This window comes from Streptomyces sp. NPDC027672, assembly GCF_055566335.1.
Genome location: NZ_JBVHSO010000010.1, coordinates 25,309 through 48,520, shown reverse-complemented (window position 1 = coordinate 48,520; position 23,212 = coordinate 25,309). Strand labels below are relative to the sequence as shown.

The 23,212-nt window shown below is 71.1% G+C and carries 22 protein-coding genes; 15 read left to right on the top strand and 7 right to left on the bottom strand.

What is annotated here, in order from left to right; genetic code table 11:
• The first annotated feature begins 50 nt into the window (after positions 1-50).
• Positions 51-941 (top strand): COG4705 family protein, encoded by an 891-nt coding sequence (locus tag ACZ4SV_RS23920; RefSeq protein ID WP_468006330.1) that lies wholly within the window; start codon positions 51-53, stop codon positions 939-941.
• Here ACZ4SV_RS23920 and ACZ4SV_RS23915 read toward each other — a convergent pair.
• The 5 genes from ACZ4SV_RS23915 to ACZ4SV_RS23895 are packed head-to-tail and all read right to left on the bottom strand — an operon-like array spanning position 922 to position 4,924.
• Complete coding sequence (locus ACZ4SV_RS23915; RefSeq protein ID WP_468006329.1) at positions 922-2,307, bottom strand: sensor histidine kinase; 1,386 nt, start codon at positions 2,305-2,307, stop codon at positions 922-924. The two genes, ACZ4SV_RS23920 and ACZ4SV_RS23915, sit on opposite strands and share 20 nt — an antisense overlap.
• Positions 2,304-2,969: a response regulator transcription factor gene (locus ACZ4SV_RS23910; protein ID WP_468006328.1), complete on the bottom strand. Its 666-nt coding sequence runs from the start codon at positions 2,967-2,969 to the stop codon at positions 2,304-2,306. The genes ACZ4SV_RS23915 and ACZ4SV_RS23910 overlap by 4 nt, the downstream gene beginning before the upstream one ends.
• A complete protein-coding gene (locus ACZ4SV_RS23905; RefSeq protein WP_468006327.1) occupies positions 2,923-3,654 on the bottom strand; it encodes a phosphatase PAP2 family protein in 732 nt (243 codons plus the stop codon). The genes ACZ4SV_RS23910 and ACZ4SV_RS23905 overlap by 47 nt, the downstream gene beginning before the upstream one ends.
• Positions 3,651-4,259, bottom strand: a complete 609-nt coding sequence (locus tag ACZ4SV_RS23900; RefSeq protein WP_468006326.1) for a phosphatase PAP2 family protein — start codon at positions 4,257-4,259, stop codon at positions 3,651-3,653. The genes ACZ4SV_RS23905 and ACZ4SV_RS23900 overlap by 4 nt, the downstream gene beginning before the upstream one ends.
• Positions 4,256-4,924 (bottom strand): DedA family protein, encoded by a 669-nt coding sequence (locus ACZ4SV_RS23895; RefSeq protein ID WP_468006325.1) that lies wholly within the window; start codon positions 4,922-4,924, stop codon positions 4,256-4,258. The genes ACZ4SV_RS23900 and ACZ4SV_RS23895 overlap by 4 nt, the downstream gene beginning before the upstream one ends.
• Positions 4,925-5,034: 110 nt before the next feature.
• Here ACZ4SV_RS23895 and ACZ4SV_RS23890 point away from each other — a divergent pair, with 110 nt between their 5' ends.
• The 7 genes from ACZ4SV_RS23890 to ACZ4SV_RS23860 all read left to right on the top strand — a co-directional run bounded on the left by ACZ4SV_RS23890 (position 5,035) and on the right by ACZ4SV_RS23860 (position 15,224).
• Positions 5,035-5,403, top strand: a complete 369-nt coding sequence (locus ACZ4SV_RS23890; protein ID WP_365881694.1) for a BlaI/MecI/CopY family transcriptional regulator — start codon at positions 5,035-5,037, stop codon at positions 5,401-5,403.
• The gene (locus ACZ4SV_RS23885; protein ID WP_365881696.1) at positions 5,400-6,332 is read left to right on the top strand and encodes a M48 family metalloprotease; all 933 of its coding nucleotides are present in this window, start codon (positions 5,400-5,402) and stop codon (positions 6,330-6,332) included. Before ACZ4SV_RS23890 ends, ACZ4SV_RS23885 begins: the two co-directional genes overlap by 4 nt.
• 411 nt (positions 6,333-6,743) lie before the next feature.
• The gene (locus tag ACZ4SV_RS23880; protein ID WP_468006324.1) at positions 6,744-10,769 is read left to right on the top strand and encodes a Pls/PosA family non-ribosomal peptide synthetase; all 4,026 of its coding nucleotides are present in this window, start codon (positions 6,744-6,746) and stop codon (positions 10,767-10,769) included.
• A complete protein-coding gene (locus ACZ4SV_RS23875; protein ID WP_468006323.1) occupies positions 10,766-11,446 on the top strand; it encodes a BPL-N domain-containing protein in 681 nt (226 codons plus the stop codon). The genes ACZ4SV_RS23880 and ACZ4SV_RS23875 overlap by 4 nt, the downstream gene beginning before the upstream one ends.
• Positions 11,447-12,108: 662 nt before the next feature.
• Positions 12,109-12,786: a response regulator transcription factor gene (locus ACZ4SV_RS23870; RefSeq protein ID WP_468006322.1), complete on the top strand. Its 678-nt coding sequence runs from the start codon at positions 12,109-12,111 to the stop codon at positions 12,784-12,786.
• Positions 12,783-14,165 carry a sensor histidine kinase gene (locus tag ACZ4SV_RS23865; RefSeq protein ID WP_468006321.1) on the top strand — a complete coding sequence of 461 codons (1,383 nt, stop codon included), beginning with the start codon at positions 12,783-12,785 and terminating at the stop codon, positions 14,163-14,165. Before ACZ4SV_RS23870 ends, ACZ4SV_RS23865 begins: the two co-directional genes overlap by 4 nt.
• 396 nt (positions 14,166-14,561) lie before the next feature.
• Positions 14,562-15,224, top strand: a complete 663-nt coding sequence (locus ACZ4SV_RS23860) for an HAD family hydrolase (RefSeq protein WP_468006320.1) — start codon at positions 14,562-14,564, stop codon at positions 15,222-15,224.
• Here ACZ4SV_RS23860 and ACZ4SV_RS23855 read toward each other — a convergent pair.
• A complete protein-coding gene (locus ACZ4SV_RS23855; protein WP_468006319.1) occupies positions 15,205-16,431 on the bottom strand; it encodes a helix-turn-helix transcriptional regulator in 1,227 nt (408 codons plus the stop codon). The genes ACZ4SV_RS23860 and ACZ4SV_RS23855 overlap by 20 nt on opposite strands.
• 190 nt (positions 16,432-16,621) lie before the next feature.
• Here ACZ4SV_RS23855 and ACZ4SV_RS23850 point away from each other — a divergent pair, with 190 nt between their 5' ends.
• The 5 genes from ACZ4SV_RS23850 (at position 16,622) to ACZ4SV_RS23830 (ending at position 19,023) form a co-directional block, all read left to right on the top strand.
• Positions 16,622-16,984 carry a hypothetical protein gene (locus ACZ4SV_RS23850; protein WP_468006318.1) on the top strand — a complete coding sequence of 121 codons (363 nt, stop codon included), beginning with the start codon at positions 16,622-16,624 and terminating at the stop codon, positions 16,982-16,984.
• Between the two features lie 89 nt (positions 16,985-17,073).
• Positions 17,074-17,535 (top strand): hypothetical protein, encoded by a 462-nt coding sequence (locus tag ACZ4SV_RS23845; RefSeq protein WP_468006317.1) that lies wholly within the window; start codon positions 17,074-17,076, stop codon positions 17,533-17,535.
• A complete protein-coding gene (locus tag ACZ4SV_RS23840; RefSeq protein WP_468006316.1) occupies positions 17,532-17,873 on the top strand; it encodes a hypothetical protein in 342 nt (113 codons plus the stop codon). The genes ACZ4SV_RS23845 and ACZ4SV_RS23840 overlap by 4 nt, the downstream gene beginning before the upstream one ends.
• Positions 17,870-18,346 carry a hypothetical protein gene (locus ACZ4SV_RS23835; protein ID WP_468006315.1) on the top strand — a complete coding sequence of 159 codons (477 nt, stop codon included), beginning with the start codon at positions 17,870-17,872 and terminating at the stop codon, positions 18,344-18,346. Before ACZ4SV_RS23840 ends, ACZ4SV_RS23835 begins: the two co-directional genes overlap by 4 nt.
• A complete protein-coding gene (locus tag ACZ4SV_RS23830; RefSeq protein WP_468006314.1) occupies positions 18,343-19,023 on the top strand; it encodes a hypothetical protein in 681 nt (226 codons plus the stop codon). Before ACZ4SV_RS23835 ends, ACZ4SV_RS23830 begins: the two co-directional genes overlap by 4 nt.
• A gap of 712 nt (positions 19,024-19,735) precedes the next feature.
• Here ACZ4SV_RS23830 and ACZ4SV_RS23825 read toward each other — a convergent pair.
• A complete protein-coding gene (locus tag ACZ4SV_RS23825) occupies positions 19,736-20,230 on the bottom strand; it encodes a hypothetical protein (RefSeq protein WP_468006313.1) in 495 nt (164 codons plus the stop codon).
• 580 nt (positions 20,231-20,810) lie between these two features.
• On the opposite strand from ACZ4SV_RS23825, the gene ACZ4SV_RS23820 reads away from it, so the two are divergent.
• Both ACZ4SV_RS23820 and ACZ4SV_RS23815 read left to right on the top strand, forming a co-directional pair.
• On the top strand, positions 20,811-22,313 hold the full coding sequence (locus ACZ4SV_RS23820) for a hypothetical protein (protein ID WP_468006312.1): 1,503 nt from the start codon (positions 20,811-20,813) through the stop codon (positions 22,311-22,313).
• Positions 22,310-23,125, top strand: coding sequence for a hypothetical protein (locus tag ACZ4SV_RS23815; RefSeq protein ID WP_468006311.1), 816 nt, complete (start codon positions 22,310-22,312; stop codon positions 23,123-23,125). Before ACZ4SV_RS23820 ends, ACZ4SV_RS23815 begins: the two co-directional genes overlap by 4 nt.
• Positions 23,126-23,212: the final 87 nt, after the last annotated feature.

Below are 23,212 nucleotides of genomic sequence, written 5' to 3'. Positions count from 1 at the left end.
CCGGCACGCGGGTGGAGCGCCCTGTCGTTCGACCGCACAGGAGACGCCGAATGGAGAAACCGGAGGCCCTCACCGACCTCGACGTGGCGGCCGCGTCGAGGACGGCCAAGTCGGTGATGAAGAAGCTGCCCGAGGCCACGCTGGCGTTCTGGATCATGAAGATCGCCGCCACCACCCTGGGCGAGACGGCGGGCGACCTCTTCGCGCAGACCCTGAAACTGGGCTACTTCCTGACCACGGTCGCGCTGTTCCTGGTCTTCCTGGTGACGCTGGTGGTCCAGTTGCGCTCCCGCCACTACAACCCGTTCTTCTACTGGACCGTGATCCTGTCGACCTCCATGGCCGGCACCACCATGTCCGACTTCATGAACCGGGACGCCAGCGCCAAGTACCTTGCGAACGGCGCGACGAAGCTGGGCTGGGGCCCGCAGGGCCTGGGCCTCGGCTATCCGGCGGGCGCGGCGATCCTGATCTCGATCCTCATGGCGATCTTCCTCGCCTGGAAGCTGAGCGGGATGACGTTCCGGATCCGCGACATCGTCACTTTCCGGGGGGAGGCGTTGTTCTGGGCGGCGATCCTCGTCTCGAACACCCTCGGCACCTCGATGGGCGACTTCCTCTCCGACAGCTCCGGCCTCGGCTACCTGGGCGGCGCTTTGCTCGTGACCGGGGTGCTGGCCGTGCTGGTGGTGCTGATGAAGGTACCCGTGGTGCCGAACGTGCTGCTGTTCTGGATCGCCTTCGTCCTCACCCGCCCGCTGGGCGCCACCGCCGGCGACTTCCTCACCAAGCCCGTCGCCAAGGGCGGCCTGGACCTGGGTACCGCGGGCTCGTCCGCCGTACTCCTCGCCGTCCTGTTCGGACTGATGGCCTACGCCCATGTGCGGGAACGCCGGTCGGTGCGGGAGGGACAGGCACCGGTCACCCGGCGGGCAGAGTGATCGTGAACCTGGCCCCCGGCGTGTGCAGGGCGTCGTAGGACACCTCACCGCCGACGGCGCGAGCCAGACGGCGCGCGAGCGGCAGCCCCAGGCCCGCGCCGTCGTGTCCGTCACCGGGATCGGCTCGCCGGCCGGGCTGGAACAGGTCGTCCGCGAACGTCTCCGGCACACCGGGGCCGTCATCGACGACGTCGATCCGCACGGCGCCGGGCACGCGCCGCGCCGACACGGTCACCCGGGAGCGGGCGTAGCGGACGGCGTTGGTGAGCAGGGGGCTGAGGATGCGTGCGAGGGGGGCGGGGGCGACGACCGCCTCCAGCACCGGTGCCTCCGCCTCCACCTCGGTCTTCACCCGGTCAGGGAGGTCGAGGTGCTGGAGCAGGCGGTCCAGCACCGGGAGGACGTCGGTTGTCCCGGGGACCGTGGCCGGGTTCAGCGCGTTCTCGCGGGCGTCGTTCAGGAGCGTGTCGCAGATGACGCGCATGGACTGGGCGGCCTCGGCGATCACCTCTTGGGCGGCGCGGGTCTCGGCGTCCGTGCGGGGGCGGGCCCGCCACCAGTCGAGTTCCATGACGATCCGGGTGAGCGGCGTGCGCAGTTCGTGGGACAGCTCTCCCGTGAGCTGCTGTTCGTGGCGCAGGACGGTGCGTATGCGGTCCAGAAGTGCGTCCAGGGAGGCACCGAGGCGGGCGAGTTCGGCCGGGTGGTCCTCCGTGCCGAAGCGCTCGTCGGAGCCCACTGCGCTCCATTGGGTGGCCTGGTCGGTCATCGTCCGCACCGGGCGCAGTGCCCGGCCGACGGCCAGACGGGTGAGTACGTAGGTGCAGCCGAGCATGACGGCGTCCAGGACGAGTGATCCCACCAGCAGGGTGTCAGCCGAGCTGCGGTACGGAGTCAGGTCCAGGGCGGTGACGACGGTGGCGGTGGCGCGGCGGCCGGGGACGCGCCGGGCGCACAGCCGGACGGGCCGGTGAGCGGGTGCCTGAACGGTCGCGCAGAGGTCCCTCGGCCGGGCGGCGAGCCGGTCGGCGGCTCGGGCCGGCAGGTCACCGGCCGTGGCGGACGGCGGCTTCTCCAGTAGACGGGTTCCGGCGTAGATCCACACGTTGGCGTCGAGGAGGCGGTCGTTGACGGTTTCCAGGACGCGCACCCGGGGCCCGGTGGTGTCGACGGTCGTGGCGACCGCGGCCGCCCGGTCGCGTAGTTCGTCGTCCGCCTGGTGCCGCAGGTGCCGGTCCGTCACGGCGTTGAACACGATGGTCAGGACCGTCATGAGCAGGGCCGCGGTGGTCAGCGCCACCAGGGAGAGGCGGCCGCGCAGGGTGCGCGGGGCGAGGCGCCGCAGGACCGGCCGGACACGCTTCACGACAGGCGGTGTCCGATCCCGCGCGCCGTACCGATCGTCAGGCCGCTGCCCGCCTCCCGCAACTTGCGGCGCAGCCGGCTCAGGTACTGGTCCAGGGTGTTGTCGCTGACCTGCGCGCCCTCGGGCCAGCCGGCCCCCACCAGGGCGCGGCGGCGTACGAGGCTCCCGTTCGCGGCGGCCAGCGTGGCCAGCAGCCGGAACTCGGTGGGGGACAGGGCGACGGCCTGGGCGCCGAGCACGGTGACGGTGTGGTTCACCGCGTCCAGGACCAGGTCGCCGGTCGTGGCCGGTGCCGTGGTGGCCGCCCGCCTGAGGGCTGCTCGCAGCCGGGCGGCGAGTTCGGCCAGGTGGAAGGGCTTGGGCAGGTAGTCGTCGCCCCCGGCGGAGAAGCCGGACAGGCGGTCGGTGAGCTGGTGGCGTGCGGTCAGGAAGATCACGGGGGCGAGGAAGCCGTGGGCGCGCATCGCCTGGCACACGTCCCGGCCGTCGGCGTCGGGCAGGCCGACGTCCAGGACGGCCGCCGCGACGTCGTCCGTGGCGAGGCGCAGGGCGGTGGCGCCGTCGGCGGCCGGGACCGGGTCGAAATCCTCCTCGTACAGGCCGCGGCGCAGCGCGTCACGCAGGGCGTGATCGTCCTCGACGACCAGGATCTTCTGTCGCATGGCCCTCTGCCGGTCTCGGAGTCGGGGTGATCATGTCGGTGAGCAGGGAGGCGGGCAGCCAGTGGGCGGCTGCGCACAGGCACACCCCGAGCCAGCCGGCGGCGAACAGCCAGCCGCCGATGACGTCCGTGAACCAGTGCACTCCCAGATAGACCCGGGTGAGCCCGACCAGCAGGCCCCAGCCGCACACCGCTGTCCGCAGGGCTGTCGCCCCTCGGGGGGCGCGCAGGGTGAGCGCGATGATCAGCAGGCCGGCGGCCAGGGCGGCCGTGGTGGTGTGGCCGGAGGGGAACGCCCAGCCGCCCGCGTGTGCCGTCCAGTCGCCCCGCGGCGGCCGCGGCCGCCGGACCGCCTCCATCACGCCGTAGCGCAGGAGCTGACCCGTGGCGAGACAGGCGAGGGCGAGGGCGGAGGCGAGCAACCGGGTCCGTGCCGTGCGTCCCGCGACCGCTCCCGCCAGCACCGCGAAGAGGTACGGGACGGTGCCGGTGCCGGTGGCGGTCACCCCCCGAGCCAGTGCCACGGCCTCCTCCGGGCGGTGGCCGACCGACTCCATGAGGAACCTGTCGTCCAGCCACAGCGGTGCGCCGGCCCGGCCGGTGACGACCAGCGCCAGCACGGTGAAGGCCGCCCACGCGCCGAGGCCGACGCTGCCCGCCACCTCGGCGACGTCCCTTCGGTTCATGAGGCCGACAGCAGCGCACGCAGGGGCGCGGCCGACGCGAGCCGTCCGGCCAGCACCTCGGACCGGCCGCGCACCACGGCCATGGTCACGAGCGCGACGCCCGCGCCCACCACCGTCCCGGCCGCCACGTCGTGCGGATAGTGCACGCCGACCCAGACCCGGGAGGCCGCCATCGCGACCGCCGCCCCGCAGGCGATCCCGCCCAGCCACCGCGACAGGAACAGCAGCGCCACGGCGGCCGCCGCAGCGATCGCCGCATGGTTGCTCGGGAACGACCAGTCCCCGTGCGCCGGACACGCCTCCAGGGTGCGTATCGGCAGGTTCCGGCAGGGCCGGTCCTCACGGACGAGCAGCTTCAGGACATCGTTGACGCCGTACGCGAGGACCACGACCACCGGCACGGCCAGCGCCGTCAACGCGAGTCCGGCTCCCGTCCGCCGCGCCCGCCACCACGCCAGGACCATGAACAGGGCGAACACCGCCAGACCGTACGCCGACCACCAGCCGATCGTGGTGTCCAGCCAGCCCGGCGAGCGCCCCGCGAGGCCCACCACCTCCCGGTACGCGGAACCGTCGACCGACGCTCCGCCGAACGCGAGCATCATCCGCGCACCTCCCCGGCCTTGGCGCGCCGCCGGCCGCGGTACAGCTCCAGGGCGAGCGGGATCAGCGACAGCACCACGATCAGTGCGACCAACGGCAGCAGATAGCGGTCCACGTTCGGGATCGAGGAGCCCAGCGCGTAGCCCGCCAGGGTCAGGCCGAGGCTCCACACGAGCCCGCCGGCCGCCTGCCACACGGTGAACACCCGGGCCGGCACGCCCAGCGCACCCGCGAGCGGATTGAGCACGGTCCGCACCACCGGCACGAATCGGGCCAGCACGATCGCCTTCGCGTGCCCGTAGCGCGCGAGCAGCTCCTCGGCCCGCCCGGCCCCCTCGCGCAGGCGCGCCGAGCGGCTGCGGGCCAGCAGGGCGCCGCCCGCGCGGCGCCCGATGAGATAGCCGCACTGCGCGCCGGCCAGCGCGCCGAACGCGGCGGCGGCCAGCAGCGGTCCCAGCGACAGATGTACGCCGTGCTGCCCCGTGCCCGTGCACAGCAGGCCCGCCGTGAACAGCAGCGAGTCGCCCGGCAGGAAGAATCCGATCAGCAGGCCGGTCTCGGCGAACATCACCACGCCGACGCCCAGCACACCGAAGGCCGCCAGCAGCGACTGCGCGTCCAGCGGGTTCACCGAGAGCTGCGACGATAGAACCACGGGTGTGGTCATCGGCATGAGTCCTTTCCGTGCGGGCCGCCGGACGGTACGGCACCCGATCGTCTACAATCCTGTAGACCGTCTACGGCAGTGTAGACGATCGCGGAGTGAGGACCGTGCCCATGAGTGCCGAAAAGGACGAACGCCGGCTGGCGGGCGAGCTGGAGGCCGCCGTGATGGCCGCGCTGTGGGCGGCCGGCACGCCACTGACCCCCGCCCAGGTGCAGTCCGAACTCGCCTCCGGCCTGGCCCGGACCACCGTCACGACCATCCTGACCCGCCTGTACGAGAAGGGGACGCTGGAACGCGAGCGGCAGGGCCGCGGCTACGCGTACCGGCCCGTAGAGGACCCGCACGGCCTGACCGCCCTGCGCATGCACAGCGAACTCGACCGCGGCAGCGACCGGGAGACGGTCCTGGCCCGCTTCGTCGCCCGGCTCAGCCCGGACGACGAGGAGGTCCTGCGCCGACTGCTGGAGGAGGGCGCATGAGGATCGTCCTGCTGCTGATCCCTCTGCTCCTGCCCTGGGCGGCGCCCGCACCGGCCCACAAGGTCCTCGACCGCTGCACGCCCGTGGCCGCACTGTGGACCCTGACCGTCTCGGCGCTGCTGCTCGCGGCCGGCACCGTCGCGGCGCTCGGCACCCTCGCCCTGACCGGCCTGCTCAGGATCCCGGCCTTCGCCGCGCTGGGCGAGCTGGTACACCCCCTGCCCACGCCCTCCGTACGCCTGGTCCTCCCGCTGGCCGCCCTCGCCGCCGGCCTGCTCACCCTCGCCGCGCTCGCCCTCGTCCGCACGGTGCTGCGGCAGACCGCCGGTCTGCGCACCGCGCGCTCCGAGGCCGGCCGCCGGCCCGCCGCGGGCGACCTGTGCGTCGTCGACTCCCCGCGCCCCGACGCGTACGCCCTGCCCGGTCGCCCGCACCGCATCGTCGTCACCACCGCCATGCTGCGCAGCCTCGACGCACGCGAACGCGAGGCGCTCTTCGCGCACGAGCGCGCCCACAACGCGGGCCACCACCACTACTTCCTGGCGGCGGCCGAGCTGGCCGCCCACTGCCACCCCGCCCTGCGCCCGGTCCGCGAGGCCATCCGGCTGGCCGCCGAGCGCGCCGCCGACGAGGCCGCCGCGACCGCCGTCGGCGACCGCCGCCTCACCGCGCGTGCCATCGCCCGCGCCGCCCTCGCCACGCACACGGCGGACACCTCCCGGCCCGCGATGACCCCCGCAGCCACCACCGGCCCCGTACCGCGCCGCGTGGCCGCCCTCCTCCAGCCCGCTCCGCGCGCCCCTCGCGCCATGCCGTGGATCGCAGCCCTGCTGGCCGCCTGCGCGCTGCTGTCCTGCACCACCGCCGCGACCGGCGCGCTCCACGTCCACCAGGACATCGAAGTCGCCCAGGGCGAAACCACCCACTGAGCAGCCCTCACCGGGCCGACGCCGGCTCCGCCGGGGTCACGTGCCAGAGCCGGACCGATGCCTATGCCGCCGCCCGTGCTCCGGCCTTGGCCAGGGCGTCCCCCAGGTCGTGTATGTCACCCGCCTCCAGGCCGTCGGCGAACTCCGGCTGTCTGCCGTCATGCGCGAGAGCCCCGGCACGGACCGGTCGGGTACGGGTGGACGGGGCGTGCCGTCGGTGCGGGCGAGACGCAGCAGTCAGGCGTACGCCCCGTCCGGCCCGGTGGTGGCGCTGTCGGCCGGCCGTGCGGGCTCCGCCGCCTCTCAGCGTCCTCTCAGCGCGTGCCCTCCAGGCTGAAGAGGTGTCTGTCTGGGAGATGTGTGCCCCGGGCTGCGCCGCACGGCCGCGGAATCGCCATCCAGAGGAGAATCATGACTTTCGACACCGCCGCTCCGCCTGTCGTCCCGGTCCCGGGCCGCGCGGGACCGGCCGAGGAGGGCGTCGCCGGGCTGCACCGCTTCTTCGAGGACGCCTGTGACCGAACCCCGGACGCCGTGGCTCTCGAATGTGGTGCCCGGCGTCTGACCTACGCCGAACTGGACGCCCGGGCAAACCAGGTCGCCCACCGGCTGCGCCGTCTGGGTATCGGCCCGGACAGCCGTGCGGCACTGTTCCTGCCGAGGTCCGTGGAGATGTACACGAGCCTGCTCGGCGTGTGCAAGGCGGGTGCGGCGTTCGTGCCGGTCGATCCGGAAGCGCCCATCGACCGGGTGGCCTGCATAGTCCGTGACGCCGGTGTGGACGCGGTAGTGACCGTCTCCGCCCGAGCGTCCGACGCCAGGCAAGCGATGCCGCACGGGGCGTGTGCGGTCGTCGAGGCGGACTCATGCGCCGGGGATCCGGCGGTGCTGCCTACCGGACGGCCGTGCGGGGAGGCGGGCGCCGAGACGGATCCGCCGGCCTACGTGATGTACACCTCGGGGTCCAGCGGCAGGCCGAAGGGCGTCGTGATCGCCCGGTCGAGCATCCGCAACTTCGTGCGCGTGGTGTCCCCGGTCTACGACATTCGGCCCTCGGACCGCGTGTACCAGGGCATGACCATCTCCTTCGACTTCTCGATCGAGGAGATCTGGCCCACCTGGGCGGCCGGCGCCACGCTGGTCGCCGGCCCGTCGGGTCCCGCACGGCTGGGGAGCGAACTCGCCGACTTCCTGGACCGGCACGGGGTGACCGTCCTGTACTGCGTGCCCACCCTGCTGGCGACCGTCCAGCGCGACATCCCGCTTCTGCGGAGCATCTTCGTCGGCGGCGAGGCGTGCCCCGCCGCGCTGGTCGAACGCTGGAGCAGGCCGGGGCGCCGCATGCTCAACACCTACGGACCGACCGAGGCAACCGTCACAGCCACCGTTCAGGAGCTGGGTCCGGGTCGTCCGGTGACCATCGGCCGCCCCCTGCCGACGTACACGGTCGTCCTCCTCGACAAGCGGCGCGAGCCCGTGCCGCGGGGGGACGTCGGGGAGATCTGTTTGGGCGGACCGGGGGTTGCCCGGGGTTACGTCGGGCGCCCGGACCTGACCGCCGACCGTTTCGTCCGTCATGCCCTCGCGCCCGGCGGCGGACGCCTGTACCGCACCGGTGACCTCGGCAGAATCACCGCGGAGGGGGAAATCGAGTATCTCGGCCGTGCCGACGCGGAGGTGAAGATCCGCGGTTACCGGGTGTCGCTGGAGGAGATCGACAGCGTTCTGATGGAGGATCCGGGCGTCGCGCAGGCAGCCGCTGCGCTCGTCCCGCGCGGCGACGGGGAGGAGCAGATCCTGGCCGCATACGTCGTGCGGGCCGCAGACGGCACCGCCGACGACTCTGCTCTGGTCGCCCGGCTCCACGCACGCCTGCGGCGTGCGCTGCCCGCCTACATGGTCCCGGCCACACTGGACTTCCTCGACCGGCTGCCGGTCTCGCCGAGCGGTAAGACCGACCGCGCACGGCTGCCCCGGCCGTCCGGCCGTCGCCTCGTGCCATGCGGTCGGGTGGTGCCGGTCCGCGACATGGGGGAGGCGCGTGTGCGAGACGTCTGGGCCCGCGTGCTCGGTGTTCCGCCCGAGGAAGTGTCGGCCGAGGCCGACTTCTTCACCGACCTCGGTGGGCACTCCCTGCTCGCGGCCCAGACCGTGTCGTCGCTTCGGGCAGACGGCGGCGGCAGCGGCCCGACCCTGCGCGACCTGTACGAGAACCCCACCGTCCGGTCCCTCACCGCCCGGCTGCGTGCACAACGGAGCGGCGGCCGGGCCGTGCGGCGCCGCCACACGCCGCTGAGGCATGGACGTGCGCGGCTCGCACGGGCGGGTCTGGTCCAGGTGACTGCGCTGTACTCCTTCCTGCTGCTCCTCACGACGCCACTGGCCGTCTTCTACACGGCGCATCGGGGCCGACTTCCGGCCATGGGCCCCGTCGGACCGGTGCTCGCAGTACTGGCCGGCTACATGACCGTCCGCTGGCTCGTCCCCGTCCTGCTCGCCCGGCCACTGGCCGCCGGGATCAGGGCCGGCCGGTACCCCCTGTGGGGGGCCACCTACCTGCGTCTGTGGACGCTCGACGTGCTGCTGCTCCGCGTGAGCCCGCTGCGGGTGCTCAGCGGATCCGCGCTCATGGGCCCTTACCTGCGACTTCTGGGAGCACGGGTCGGCTCACACACCACCATCGCCACGAGCGTGATCGGCCTGCCCGCGCTGTTGCGCATCGGCAGTGGCGCGGCGATCGGCTACGGCGCCACCCTGCGCCCCTGGCATGTCGCCGACGGGTGGGTCACGGTCGCCTCGATCACCATCGGGGCAAGGGCGTACGTGGGCGCCAACGCTGTCTGCGAACCCGGCGCCGAGCTGGGGCCCGGCGCCGCGCTCGGTGAGCAGTCCCTGGCAGGTCCGGGCGACACGATCCCCGCCGGGGGCCGCCGTGCGGGATCGCCCGCCCGGCCCGTCGAGACACTTACCCCGCTCGTCGAGTCAGTCCTGAACGGCCCGCGCTCGACGGACCGCCGACGGCCACCGCTCGTGGCCGCCACCTTGCTCGCTCTGGTCATGCTGGAAGCGCTGCCCGTGATCGCGGCGGCACCGGGTATAGCTCTGGGCTGGTGGGCGAGGTCACACGGCGAGTCCGCCATGGCCGCGCTGTTCGGACCCGTCTTCGTGGCCACGGTGTGCTTGATCGTCGCTGTTGGCAAGCGGGGGGTGCTGCGCAGGACGCCGGTGGGAATCCACCCGGTCCGGTCGGCGCTCGGCGTGCGCAAGTGGGTCGCGGACAAGCTCCTGGAGGAGAGTCTGGCCCTCACCAACTCGCTCTACGCCACCCTCTACACCATCCCCTGGCTGCGGCTGCTCGGTGCCCGGATCGGCCGCGGCGCCGAGGTGTCCACCGTGGCGCACGTCGACCCGGACCTGCTCACCCTCCGCGACGGCAGCTTCGTGGCGGACATGGCCGGCGTCGGCGTCACCGTCTTCGCCGCCGGCCGCATGGGGTTCGCACCCACCGAGGTGGGTGAGCGCGCCTTCGTCGGGAACGCGGCACTTGTGCCCGCCGGCGCCCGGCTGGGCCCGGGCAGCCTGGTCGGCGTCGCGAGCGTGCCGCCCGTCGGCCAGGTACCGGCCGGCAGCACCTGGCTGGGCTCGCCCTCGCTACGGCTGCCGGTGCGCCAGGACAGCGAGCACTATCCCGAGCATCTGACGTTCCGGCCGGCTCGCAGGGCCGTACTCGGCCGTCTGACCGTCGAGTTCTTGCGCGCCACCCTGCCTCCGATGCTGCTCGCCGCCAGCAGCTTCGGATACCTGCTGGTGCTGTCTCGCCTGGCCCGCAGCGCCGGGCAGGTGGCCACGCTGCTGGTGGCCCCGCTGCTCTCCATGGGTGCCATGGCTGCCGTCGTCGGGTGCTGCGCGCTGGTCAAGTGGGTGGTCGCCGGGCGGTACCGGCCGCGCGTGGAGCCCCTGTGGAGCCTGTTCGTCCGCCGAACCGAGTTCGTCACCGGCCTGTTCGAGGCCGCCGCGGTACCCGCCGGCGTTGGCGCCCTGGTGGGCACCCCGTTCCTGCCGTCCGTGCTGCGCCTGTTCGGCGCCCATATCGGTCGGCGCACCTGGATCGGCACCACGTATCTGACGGAGTTCGACCTGGTGAAGGTGGGCGACGACGCGGCGATCGGCATGCACGTCTCCCTGCAGTCGCACCTCTTCGAGGACCGGGTGATGAAGATGTCGACGGTGACCGTGGGCCCCGGCGCGAGCATCGGCCCGCGCACGGTGGTGCTGTACGACGCCGTGGTCGGCGCCGGAGTCCGGCTGGGCGCTCTCTCCCTCGTCATGAAGGGCGAAGAGCTGCCCGACGGCACGGAATGGCAGGGCCTGCCGGTCGAGGGCTGCACCGGGCCGGCGGTGGCGTCGACGGGAGAACCGGCCGGGAGGCGGCCATGACGGGCCTGACCGAGCCGCGCCGCCCGCTGGCCCTCGTCTATCGCGGGCCGGCCGCCCTGTCCGGCTGCCCGGAGGCGGTCGCGCATCTCCTGGCGTCCGGTCCCTGGGACCTGGATGTCCAGTACACCGGGCCCCGGGAGAAGCTCCCGCTCTCGGCCGCAACGCTGTCCCAGGCCGTCGTCTACGCCCAGTCCGGTGGCGGCACGCTCGGCTCTGCCTACCGCATCCTGCGACCACAGCGCCGGGCGATCCGGGAATTCGTTCACGGTGGCGGGCGCTACCTCGGGTTCTGTCTGGGCGGCTATCTCGCCGGAGCGACACCGGGCTTCGGCCTCCTGCCCGGCGATACCGACCAGTACACCGCCACCGCGGGGGCGACGGTCCAAGACGAGGACCCCACGGTGGTCCGGGTGACCTGGCGGGGGTCCCCGCGCAACGTGTACTTCCAGGACGGCCCCGTCTTCCTCCTCGCCCACGACGCCGGCGCGCGGATCCTCGCCCACTACGACAACGGCACCCCCGCCGCCCTCGTGGCCCGGTTCGGGGCGGGCCGGGTGGCTGTCACCGGCCCGCACCCGGAGGCCACGGAGGACTGGTTCACCGACCATGGCCTGCCCGTGCACCACGCCCTGGACCTCGCCCGCGACCTGGTGGAATCGATGTGGCGGGAGGAGTGAGCCCATGGCAGACCCCAGGCCCCGTCTGCGGCTCGTACGCACGGCACTCGGCAGCCCGGCTCGATGATCCTGAACGGCGCGGATCGGCGGCGCGCCCGCGCCTCAGCCCGGCCGCGGGCTGGACCATCACCGGCGTCGCCGTGGACGCGACGCGAGCTGCGACGATCGCCGTACGGCACGGCTGACGGCACCGTTTGCCGGTGCCGTCAGCCGTGCGGGTGCTCCTTCTGTCTCAGTGCCGCCCTATCCGAAGGGCCGTTCGGCCACGAACGCGGAACGCACCAGACGCTCACGCCGCGCCTCTTCCGCCTCCCGGCGTCCCCCGTCACGCCGCCGGTCGTCACGTGGCGGGTCGTCACGCCGCCGGTCGTCACGTGGCGGGTCGTCACGCCGCCGGTCGTCGCGCCGCTCTCCGGTCTCACGCCGACCGTGGCGCTCCTGCTGGCGCGAGCGCCGCGAGGGGTCCTCGCCTCGGTCCCGGCGCTGCTCGCTGAGGTCGCTCATCGTCGTCATCCTCCTCGTCTCTCCGGTGCCTTGCTGACGACTCCAGCCTGCGGTCCGGGCCCTGAGAGCAGGCTGAGAGGAGCCCCGCTTCTCAGCTCCTTCTCAGCCGACGGCCGTCACCGATCACAGCTATGGTGGACGGGAGACCAGGGGCTGCCATGCGGACGCTGATCATCGAGGACGAGCGCGGACTCGCCGCTGCGATCGCCGAGGGGCTCGCCGCGGAGGGTTTCGTCACGGATGTCGCCCACAACGGACCGGACGGCCTGTGGCGGGCACTGCACGAGCCGTACGACGTGATCGTGCTCGACATCATGCTCCCCGGCCTGTCCGGCTACGAGGTCCTCAAGCGGCTGCGCCGCGCCAGGGTCTGGACGCCGGTGTTGATGCTCACAGCGAAGGACGGCGAGTACGACGAGGCGGACGCCCTCGACCTCGGCGCCGACGACTATGTGAGCAAGCCCTTCTCGTACGTCGTCCTTGTCGCCCACCTCAGGGCACTGCTGCGCCGCGGCGCACCCGCCCGGCCCGCGGTGCTCCAAGCCGGCGACCTCAGGGTCGATCCTTCCCGCCACCGTTGCCGGCGCGGGGAGCGGGCCATCGAACTCACCGCTCGCGAGTTCGCCCTTCTGGAGTACCTGGTCAGGCACCCTGACGAGGTGCTCAGCAAGGCGGAGATCCTCACCCATGTGTGGGACGAGCACTTCGACGGCGACACCAACATCGTCGAGGTGTATATCGGATATCTCCGACGCAAGATCGACGCTCCGTTCGGCCGCAGCACGATCGAGACCGTCCGTGGCGCCGGATATCGGCTGCGCGGCGCCGCGGGATGACTCGAAAGCGCCCGCGCCGGTCCTGGCGGGCTCGCAGGTCCTTGCGGCTACGGCTCACCGCCGCGGCGACCCTGGTCATCACCGCCGGCCTGGCCTCGGCCGCCGTCCTGCTCCTGGTGTGGCTGCACGCCAGCCTGATCCGCGGCCTGGACACCAGTGCCCTTCAGCGCGCCGAGGTCGTCGCGGCGGACGCCGACAGCGTACGGACCGGGGCGGAGATACCGGCCGCCGACCACGGAGCGGCCGCCGTACAGATCGTCGACCGCACCGGCACAGTCGTTGCCAGCTCGGGAAACCTGCGCGGCCGACCGCGGGTGTTCTCCTTCTCCGCGAGCCGGTCCAGCACCCTCCGGGCGCACACCGTTCACGACATACCGATCGGCGAGAACGGGGCCTGGCGTGCCGTCGGCGTCCCTGCCGGCTCGGCCGGGAATCCCGTGACGGTGTACGTCGCCGTACCGACCGAGAGCGTCGACCACGGGCTGGCCCGGCTCACCGCCGGCCTGGCCGTCGGGACACCGGCCGTCGCTGCCCTGCTCACGGCAGTGGTATGGCAGCTCACCGGCCGCGCCCTGCGCCCCGTGGAGGCCATGCGCGCCCAGACCGCCGAGATCACCGCCTCCGACCTCGGCCGCAGGCTCGATGTGCCGCCCACTGCGGACGCCCTCGCCAGACTCGCCCTGACGCTCAACGACCTGCTGGAACGCCTGGACATGTCGACCCGGCGGCAGCGGCGGTTCATCGCGGACGCCGCCCACGAACTGCGCAGCCCCGTGAGCGCCCTGCGTGCCCGTCTCGACGTGACCACCCGGCACGCCAGCTCGCCGGAGACACGGGTCCTCGCCGCATCCTTGCTGCGGGACAGTGAACGCCTCACCCGGCTCGTGGACGACCTGCTCCAGCTCGCACGGCTCGATGACCGGCCCCGGATCCGGATGCGCCCCGTGGACCTGGACGACATCGTCTTCACCGAGGTCCGCGAGGTCCGCCACCGCACACAGCTCCCGATCGACCAGCGCGCCGTCGGCGCGGCACGCGTATCGGGCGATGCGGACGCCCTCGCACGCGTCGTGCGCAATCTCCTCGACAACGCCGTGCGCCACGCTCGCAGCAGGGTCACCGTCAGCCTGCACACCGAGGAGGGCACCGCCCGTCTGGTCGTCACCGACGACGGCCCCGGCATCCCGGCCGCCGATCGGGAACGGGTCTTCGAGCGCTTCACTCGCCTGGACGACGCCCGCTCCCAGGACAACGGCGGCAGCGGCCTCGGCCTGGCCATCGTCCGCGAGGTCGTCACGGCCCACCACGGCCGCACCCTGATCGAGGACAACCGCCCCGGTGCCCGGCTGGTCGTCCTGCTCCCGGCCCAGAGACCCTGACCCGCCCGCGATTCTCCTGACGCGAGTGCCAGGACTTCCGGTCCCGGTCATCTCTGGAGGGCAGTGGTGACGGCAGCACACGCACGGACGTCCGCGGTCGTGGGGCTCGGACTCGGCGCGAGCCCGTGCCGCGGGGGGACGTCGGGGAGATCCGCGAGACGCTCGACCGGCGAGTGGACCGCAGCGAGCGCCGGATCGACAGCCTGACGTCGCTGGTGCGCGCGTATGCCGGGTATGTCGCGGAGTTGGCCGGGCTGATGCGGCAGCGGGGTATATCGAGCCGCCGGCGCCGCCGTCTCGGGTGGACGAGTACGACGGCACGGGAGTCTGATCGTGGGCCCTCTCTCGCCTTCGGGCGGGGGAGGGCCGTTTCGTCATGGCCGGTACCCTGCCCGCATGATTCGGGCTGTGATCTTCGATGTCGGTGAGTGCCTCGTAGACGAGACTACCGAGTACGGCACCTGGGCCGACTGGCTCGGTGTTCCCCGGCACACCTTCGCCGCGATGTTCGGGGCTGTGATCGCCCAGGGCCGCGACTACCGCGAGGTGTTCCAGGAGTTCCGACCCGGCTTCGACCTGCACAAGGAGCGAGAGAAGCGCGCCGCGGCAGGTAAGCCTGAGCACTTCGGTGAGACCGACCTGTACCCGGACGTCCGTGACTCGCTGGCCGCGCTCCGGGCGGACGGGCTGTGGCTGGGCATCGCCGGGAACCAGACCGTGCGCGCCGGCCGAATCCTGCGGGAACTGTTCACCCCGGACGTCGACCTGATCGGGACCAGCGACGACTGGGGAGCCTCCAAGCCTGATCCCGCTTTCTTCGACCGCGTCGCCGAGGTGGTCCCGGCCGAGCCTGCCGAGATGCTGTACGTCGGCGATCGCATCGACAACGACATCCGACCGGCTGCCGCGGCTGGCATGCACACCGCGCTCGTACACCGCGGCCCGTGGGCGACGATCCAGTGGAACGGCGAGGAAGCGAAGAGGCTCCCCACGTTCCGTGTGGAGAGCCTCCTCGAACTGTCCGGTCTGATCCGGACCTTCAACGAATCAGAGCGCTGACGGTCGTACTCCACCCGTACAGCCGGTCGTCCAGGTCGCGCACACACCGCTCGTGCTGGTGCGGCGCCAACGCGCGCCGCACCTCCCGCACACGGTCCATGCCCATCGCGTACCAGGTCCGTTCCAACTGGTCGAGCGCGCGCAGGGCGTACCCGCATGCGGCCTCGGGGTCACCGGCTGCGGCCTCGACCGCGGCCAGGTCGCCGAGTACCACGGACCGCTGCTTCTCCTCTCCCGGGTCAAGCGCGTCCAGGACACCGAGGAGCGTGGTCCGGGCCTGCGGCAGATGCCCCGCCTTGAGCTGGGTGTTCCCCTTGAAGGCGGCGAGCCGGACCGGGCTGAACCAGTCGATCCACTCCGGCGAAGAAGCCTCGCTGCCGGCGGCGAGGACATCCTCGGCGTGGCCGATGAGGTGCAGAGCGGTCCTGGTGTTCCCGCAGCGGGTCTCGCACTCGGCCTCCACCGCGTCGAGCCAGGCGAGCAGTTCCGCGGAGGCCGGCCCTCGGCGGGCGTAGGTCCGCGCGGCCACCATCCGCTCCACGGCTTCTTCGCGGCGGCCGTCCCAGCCGGGGATGAACGCGGTGTGCGCCAGAACGGCGGCACCGAGCAACGGATCGTCCGCCTCGCCTGCGGCCTGAAGCGCCCGGAGCAGGGTGTGCCCGGCGCGCTCTGGCTCGCGCAGGTCGAAGAACTCGATCCGGCCCGCCAGCAAGTAGGACTCGCCGAGCGCTGCGGCGATCCGTCGCCGGGTCTGCCCGGCGGTCTCCGGGAGCAGTGCGCAGCCAAGGGTGGCGTGCGCGAGCGCCGCCGGGTGCAGCGTGGCCGGTGCGACGGACCAGTACAGGCGCCGGTGTGAGCGGGTGACAGCCTCGTAATCCTCGGCAGCGGTGGCCGGTTGGACGGCAACGGCCGGGGTGGGAACGGTGGACAGGCCGACAGCGGCTGCGGTTGCGGCGAGCACGGTCCGGCGTGCGTGACCAGCCGGTGGGCCGCCGGACGGGGCGAAGCCGAGCGCTTCGAGGTCCTGGCCGAGGAGCCGTGTAAGCGCTTGGGCTACCTCGGGCTGAGGCACCGGCGGCTGGTCGGACTCCCATCGCCGGACCTGCCGGACGCCGACCCCCAGGGCGTCGGCCAGGGCCTGCTGGGAGTGGTAGCCGGCTGCCACGCGCGCGGCCTTGAGGCGGGTGTTCCCTGCGGGGCGTGCCACTGCTGTTCCTCCGTCTTCGTATGCTGCTGCCAGTGTCGCGTCAGGCCCTCCTCTTGGCCAGTGGTCACCTGAAAGGCTCAACGAAAGTCCCTTCTCGGACCGCAGAAAGACCTGTTGAAGTCCTCGGTCTCACGTCTGCACAGGGCCAGTCTGGTGTGCGCCCGATCACGTTCGTGCCGAGGAGCCTGCGATGACTACTGCTCTGCCAACCGTCACAGCCGAGTGGGATGCCATCCGCGTTCCGCACCAACTCGGCCTCACCGCGATGTCCATCCTGTGCCCACGCGTCGGCGCAGTTGTCGACGATCCGGCGGTGTCCGCCGTGTACTTCTTCGTCCCCGCCGGTACTGCCGCCGCATGGAGTGCGGAGAACACGCTGGCACTGCGCGGCGGTGAGACGGTTCCGCTGCCGCCGGCCTGTCGCACAGAATGGCCGGGCCCACATTGGCGGATTCGCCCCGGAGCCGACGGATGGATGACCGACCCGGCCGCGCTGGCTGCGGCGCTCGTGGACGCGGCCGGAAAGCCGGTTGACGAGGAGCGGACCCGGTGACATCTCCCGTTGGGCTGCCGCACTCGGCCGCCCCTCTCCTGCCTTCGCCTCTCCCGGCTAGCCCCACTGTGCGGCAGGACCCGCCGGAGGTGATCCGGGCCTGGCTCGCCGGCGCGCACGGCACGACCGGTCAGGTGCGGTTGGAGTGGTCGATGCAGCGTCTGGCGGTGCTGCCGCTCCGCATCGGGCTCGGTGCCGTGCGGATGCCGGGTGGCATCGTGCACGCGGCAGTGGGTACGGATCAGCCCCGTGCGGTCGCCGCGGCCGTCCGGGAGCAGTTGCGCGGCCCGGTCATCCAGGACGTGCGCACCGCTCTGGGTCCGACCTACTGGGCGTTGGTGTCCTACCGCGCCGACGCCTGCTGGGACGGGGGCACGGATACGCCGCTGCTTGGTCCCGGGACGTACCTGGGTGTGCCGGACCTCGGTGTCACCGCCCCGCCGGGTGCTTACTGGGTGGTGCAGCCCTACGGCCGTGACCACCTTTGTGAGCTGCCGGACGTCGCCGCCTTCATCCGGCGGGGCCGTGATGCGGCGGGGGTTCCGGCATGACGTCTGCCCGCACCACTGCGGTGATGGTTCTCCCGGTCGACTTCGTGCCGCACATCCTGCTGCCGCGCCTGGAGTTGCTGTCCGACGCCCGGACACGCGGCGCGGCGTGCGTATGGGGCGGGGAGCCGCTGACCACCGACACGGCCATCGACCTGAACGAGCGTGTTACCGAGAGCGGGGCGCACTGGTTCCCGCGTGCTTGCCGGCGCTGCCTGCGCAGCGCCGTACACGCCGCCCGCGGCCGGCACCCGGGTGTCTGCCCGGACTGCAAGAGCGTCACCGACCTCTGCCCGACCCGCCGTGCCCTGCACGACCTGCTGCTGGAGCTGGGCCGGTGACCGTGCAGGATGCCGGTGAGCTGTCACGCCTGCACCAGCTCATCGCCGTACACGAGTTCCCGCAGACCCTGCCCCCGGCAGCCCTGGCCGGCGAGGCATGCGTCTGGTGCACCAGCCCGGCCGACGCCACCACCGTGGAGCTGTCGGCCGCTCTCCCCTGGTGGGGCTGCCTGCCCTGCTACTCCGCCCGCCTTGCCTGGTACGTCACCTGGTACGACTGGCACGACCACTACGAAAGCTGCATCCCCTGCCGACAGCGGCGCACCTGCTACGTCGGCCACGGCCGCCGCATCCTGCACGAACAGACCACCGGCCCGGCCGCCAAACCCCAGCCAACCTGCTTCCCGTGCCGGAACCCCCTCCTGCCGGCGGAGAGGGCCGCGCCGCTGCTCTGGCACAGCCCGAGCACCTTCGCACCCCGCCTCGGCTACGCCCACGTCCGCTGCCTGACCGAGAGGCCGGGCAGCCGATGACCAGCCCCGTCCGCCCCCTCACGTACTGGAACGGCAAGCCCGTCCCCTTCATCACCGCCTGGACCAAGGAAGCGGTCCCGCCCCAGCCGCTCGCCGTCATCCAGGGCCGCGGCGGACGCGGCCTCGGCTTCCGGGGCGAAGAAGCCCACATCGACCGGCACTACGGCGTCCCCTGGATACGCATGCCGGCCGTGCGCGGAGGCCGGCCCGACTTCGCGGCCGTCCACGCCCTGCGGCAGCGGCAGGCGATGAGCCGCCTCCTCTGCCAGGTATGCGGCGGACCGACGGTCGGGACCCGGCCGGACGAGCGCACCCTGTTCCTGACCGGCTCGGCCGGGGGTCGGCCCATCGCTCCCGGGGAGCAGACGATGTCGCCTCCGGTGCACGCGGTGTGCGCGCGGCTCGCCGTCGAGGAGTGTCCGCCGCTGCGTGACCACGGCTGGGCGGCGGCGCTCGTCGGGTACACACCGGCCTGGGGCGTGGCCGGGCCGATCTACCACCCACAGACCCTGAAGGTCCTGACCAAGGACCTGCACCGCGTCCCGTTCACGGACTCCAGACGCATCCGCTGGGTTCTCGCGGCCCGGCTCGTCATCACCCTTGAAAAGATCGCTCCCGTCGCTGACCTCGGCGCCCTGGCCGAGCGGGAGTTGGAACTCGTCCGGGTGCCCCGGTAGGTCCGTGGCCGGCGGCCACGGAACCGGTCTTCAGCGCGAACCCGCTGCTGGAGACGAGCGGCCGTCCCTGCCCCCGTCAGGGGCGGCCGCTCACGCAGCAGGCAGGAAGGGGTCGCATGGCTGTAGCCCCAGAGCGTCGGTGATGATTTTGCGGTTCGGCCGTCAGGCGCCATGACTCAGTCAACGCGTCCCGCCCCCGGTGCCGTTGGCGCCCGGGGCGGTTCACGGTGGAGCACGGATGGGCCCCTGCCGGCGACTGCGGCAGGGGTTCTCCGTCTGCTCGGGCCGGTCTCCCCGCCGGGCACCTTGCAGGTTCACGGGACGCGCATCTCGGGCGCGCGTGGGGAGACGCGCCTGCCCGTCCCGACGGCGGGACTCTACGTGCCTGGCGCACATAGTCCGGCCCCTCGTACGGGTGAACGACGAGCAGATCGCCAGGGCATGTGGCATCCGACCATGAGAAAGGCCCTCCGTTCGAATGGAACGGAGGGCCTGTACCTCATCTGACCTGCAACTTAGGTCTGTGCCCCCGGCAGGATTCGAACCTGCGACACCCGCTTTAGGAGTGGGATCGAATCCGTGCCGGGCGGTTCCAGACCGTGCCACGCGGTGCTGTTCTGCCTGATCAGCGCGGTGCGGCACGGGGTTTGATCCTGCGTGTGATGCCTGGTGCTGACCCGTCCGCTCACGCATCGCGCACGCACGCGGCCGGTCAGGAGTCCAGACTCTTGCGCCGCACGCGCATGTAGGTTCCTGATGCGGTACTCCCGCCCCACCCGCCAGTTGTGGCGATGTCCCATCCTTGCTGGGCGTGCATCTGCTTGGCGAACGCGTCGAGGTCATTGATGGCGCATCCGCAGTCCAGATGGATACGGACAGTGATGTAGCTGCCCATCGGCTTCTTCTCGCTGGGGTCCAGCGTCCAGCGGACGGCGTGCTCGTGGTCAGCGAGCCCGGTTCGCTCTTGATCGTGAAGGAGCCCGTGTGCGCGGGCATACTCGTCGAGGTCGTCGATGGCGAAGAGGTCGCTTCGCCAGGAGCTAGGCCATACGGCGAACAGTCGGGACTCCCCGCTGCGAGCCCGCTCGTAAGTGCCGGCATCAACGCCGTGAGACACCGCTCCCTCCTTGGTTACTTCGATGTAGCACAGCGTCTTCGCGGTGTACGGGAAGTCCCTGCCGACAGCAGCCGCGCTGCGGGGTTCCATGCTGCTCCTTCGAGCTGGCGGTGCTCACTGGCTGCCCAAGACCAGTGCCTTCGGGGCGATCTTGGCATGAAACGCTGCTGAGCGAAGGCGCTTCGCGAAGTGCTCTCGCGCCCACGGGGTAGGAGCGTAAGTGGGCGGCATCCGCTACCTGATCTGCGAGCCGTTACTGAGGTTGAACTCGTGGAGTCGCGGGGGTCTCAGGCAGGTCTGGTGAGGTTCTCCCATGCAACGGGGGGACTCGATACCAAACAGCAGACCAAGCAGGCTTGGACCACGTCAGCCCTTCCGCCGACACCCGCCGAGCAGACAGCATCGTGATCGTCCCGGTTCGTATCGGCGATGACGCGAACCGGGAGATACTGCTCAACTTAGGGCTCTGTGGTTGGCCTTTTTGAGCCGACTTATCAAGCGATCATGCCGGAAATTACCGGAGGGTGTGATTCCGCAACCCTCGCTTCCTGCAGTAATGGCGAACGACGGTTCTTGTTGTGTACATGTAATGCTGTGCACTGTCGAGAATTCGCCATGATCGGAAATGTGTCGATGTGGCAGGGGTTGGGTAGGGGCTACGGTTCTGCGCATGTCTTATGGGGAGGGAGTGCAAGACGGGTGGGTGGACGAGGGGTTGTCCCGCCGGATGAAGGCTCTGGCGTGTACCGCACCGTTGCACGATCTTGAGGTTCGCAAGGCGAATCAACCTTGGATGGAGGGCGAGCGCTACCAGATGGCAGAGGTGGCGCTGTTCATCATTGACCAGGTAGCCATCGCCATGGATTTTGAGTCAGGGGCACGCCACGAGCACGTGTTGGAACGAGCGCAGCGCTTTGTTGCACGACAGGCACCGGACCGCTCTGGTGGCGAGCACGGCAGGGTTGCCGCCTGGGTGCTGGAGAGTCTCATCAACGTCCGGGAATCCGACCGTGCATTCCGCTGGAAATACGGGTCGATAAATTCCTCGGGAGCGTATGAGTTCAAGGACTTCGGTTTTCGAATCCTCGAAGAGCGCACCGACGCTCAAGGTGATCTTTACCTCCTCGCCTCTCACGAGGCCCTTAACGTTCTCGTGGGTGCTCTCGACACCGACGTGGAATCTGCTCAGATCGCTGCCGAGGTAAGACTGCGCAACCTGATCGACCGAGGCCGATTTGCGGACGCCCGGCAGGTTGCCGAGCAGGCCAGAGTGCGCACAATTCAGTACGGCGAAACCATCCGTCGACACCTTGACGCCACTGAGCGGAACGTCCGAACAGTCGACTGGATGCAGGAAGTGCCTGATGTCCTCAACGAGGCGTTGACCCATGTGGAGGCGCGCATCCATGAGGAGCAGGCGATCGAACGATCGATCCTGAGCAATCGTGATTCCGCACAGGACTTCCGCACCAAGCGGCGGGCTGCCGAGTTGGTCCACATCGTTGGAGACTGCATTCGCCGACACACGGTGCTGCAGCACCGGTTGTTGGGGGCACGCGCGCTCTTCCGTAGCCAGCAAGACCGACAGCAGTTCGCCGGAACGCCTCGGCGGGCCTTCCTGGATCTGCACAGCGATCTGTTGCACCCCTCCCTCGCGCTGACAGTCGGAGAGGCCGCCGCTCCGCTGGAGGCGTTTGTGGAGGGCGCCGTGGGTCCTGAACGTCAGGCTCAGGTCAACCTGGCGGCACTGGTTCCTACGCTCCTTGCGCCACCGCCCGTGTACAGCCGTTTTGCTGAGGAGGAGGACGTTCCGGGACCGCTGGCTCCCGAGGACGAGGTCCGATTCAGCGCCGAGCAGCAGCGCTTGGCGCGCGAACTGCTGGATATTCCGGACTCTGTGCGCACTCTCTCCGACGTACTGGCCGAGGCGGCGCTTCTGGACGACGATCTGCCGGAATTGGTCGTGCTGGCGGCCCTGCGGGCCTTCAGTCCCCAGCTGGGATCCGCACTGCGCAACGACCAGGACCGGCTGCTCATCGCGGTGTCGGCCAGTTCCATTTTCGAGGAACACGGCTTTGTCGGTGACGACCTATTGCTGTCCACGGCAAGGCTCGACCGGCCCGCAACCGTCAGGGGAGTGGAGGACGCAGAGGAAAGGAATCTAAACCGGTGACCATCGAAACGGCGGGCGATGACGCCGAGGCTGCCGCGCTGCTCGTCGGCTATGGCTTTCGGGTCAAGCTCCTTCCGTCCAGGGACGACGACTATGAAATGTTGGTCAGGCGATACGAGGAAGATCCCGATTTCGGGTTTCTCGTCAAACGAGTGGCCGCTGGCCTGGGCCTTCGGGTCCTCGGCGTCTCCATGCGTTCCGGCATCGTGCACACGGCACTGCCGAACTCGGTGTTCGAGACACGTATGGACCAGTTCGTGCGACAGGCAAGGGTGCGTGAACCACGGACGGCCGAGCGTGTCCTTCATGGGATCGCCCATCTGGCAGTTGCCGCACTTTGCTTTCCCCGAGCGGAGGATCTTGTGGACGACGGCCGCACCGGCCGCGTATGGGTTTCCGAGGTGGACCGCTACGTCCGCTCAGTGTGCGACACCCTCGCCGAACGTGCGGCGGAAGCCGAAGAAGACGACGATCCGCCCGCAGACGCGCCCGAACTCGAACGTGCCTGGCACGCCTACCGGAGCCGCCCCGAAGTCGCCCCCACTAAGAAGCGTCGCGCCGGTTACGCGGCGACGCGCACGGTAGTCACGAACACCCTCACCTACCTGTGCGATCACGGCATGCTCAAGTCGATGGGGGTCGATCCTGAGCGACGGGAGCAGATGTATCGGTCCACACATCGGTACCAGCTCCACGTACGGGAACTTGCGGCGACCCGGGCCTACCAGGAGCTGCTCGATCTCAAGGTGCCCCTGCCCGCGGAACGAGGCGGGTTGAGCGTGACGGACGAGACCACGCTGTACGACGACTGACGTTGCGACCGAGAAAAGGCACCAAGTGTACGAACTCTCCCGGGTCCGGCTCCGGTCCGTAGGCCCTACCGGCGCGCGATTTCCCGA

Coding starts and splice junctions, on each gene's coding strand:
- ACZ4SV_RS23920 (WP_468006330.1), top strand. CDS start 51: ATGGAGAAACCGGAGGCCCTCACCGACCTCGACGTGGCGGCCGCGTCG.
- ACZ4SV_RS23910 (WP_468006328.1), bottom strand. CDS start 2,969: ATGCGACAGAAGATCCTGGTCGTCGAGGACGATCACGCCCTGCGTGAC.
- ACZ4SV_RS23905 (WP_468006327.1), bottom strand. CDS start 3,654: ATGAACCGAAGGGACGTCGCCGAGGTGGCGGGCAGCGTCGGCCTCGGC.
- ACZ4SV_RS23900 (WP_468006326.1), bottom strand. CDS start 4,259: ATGATGCTCGCGTTCGGCGGAGCGTCGGTCGACGGTTCCGCGTACCGG.
- ACZ4SV_RS23895 (WP_468006325.1), bottom strand. CDS start 4,924: ATGACCACACCCGTGGTTCTATCGTCGCAGCTCTCGGTGAACCCGCTG.
- ACZ4SV_RS23890 (WP_365881694.1), top strand. CDS start 5,035: ATGAGTGCCGAAAAGGACGAACGCCGGCTGGCGGGCGAGCTGGAGGCC.
- ACZ4SV_RS23885 (WP_365881696.1), top strand. CDS start 5,400: ATGAGGATCGTCCTGCTGCTGATCCCTCTGCTCCTGCCCTGGGCGGCG.
- ACZ4SV_RS23880 (WP_468006324.1), top strand. CDS start 6,744: ATGACTTTCGACACCGCCGCTCCGCCTGTCGTCCCGGTCCCGGGCCGC.
- ACZ4SV_RS23875 (WP_468006323.1), top strand. CDS start 10,766: ATGACGGGCCTGACCGAGCCGCGCCGCCCGCTGGCCCTCGTCTATCGC.
- ACZ4SV_RS23870 (WP_468006322.1), top strand. CDS start 12,109: ATGCGGACGCTGATCATCGAGGACGAGCGCGGACTCGCCGCTGCGATC.
- ACZ4SV_RS23865 (WP_468006321.1), top strand. CDS start 12,783: ATGACTCGAAAGCGCCCGCGCCGGTCCTGGCGGGCTCGCAGGTCCTTG.
- ACZ4SV_RS23860 (WP_468006320.1), top strand. CDS start 14,562: ATGATTCGGGCTGTGATCTTCGATGTCGGTGAGTGCCTCGTAGACGAG.
- ACZ4SV_RS23850 (WP_468006318.1), top strand. CDS start 16,622: ATGACTACTGCTCTGCCAACCGTCACAGCCGAGTGGGATGCCATCCGC.
- ACZ4SV_RS23840 (WP_468006316.1), top strand. CDS start 17,532: ATGACGTCTGCCCGCACCACTGCGGTGATGGTTCTCCCGGTCGACTTC.
- ACZ4SV_RS23830 (WP_468006314.1), top strand. CDS start 18,343: ATGACCAGCCCCGTCCGCCCCCTCACGTACTGGAACGGCAAGCCCGTC.
- ACZ4SV_RS23825 (WP_468006313.1), bottom strand. CDS start 20,230: ATGGAACCCCGCAGCGCGGCTGCTGTCGGCAGGGACTTCCCGTACACC.
- ACZ4SV_RS23820 (WP_468006312.1), top strand. CDS start 20,811: ATGTCTTATGGGGAGGGAGTGCAAGACGGGTGGGTGGACGAGGGGTTG.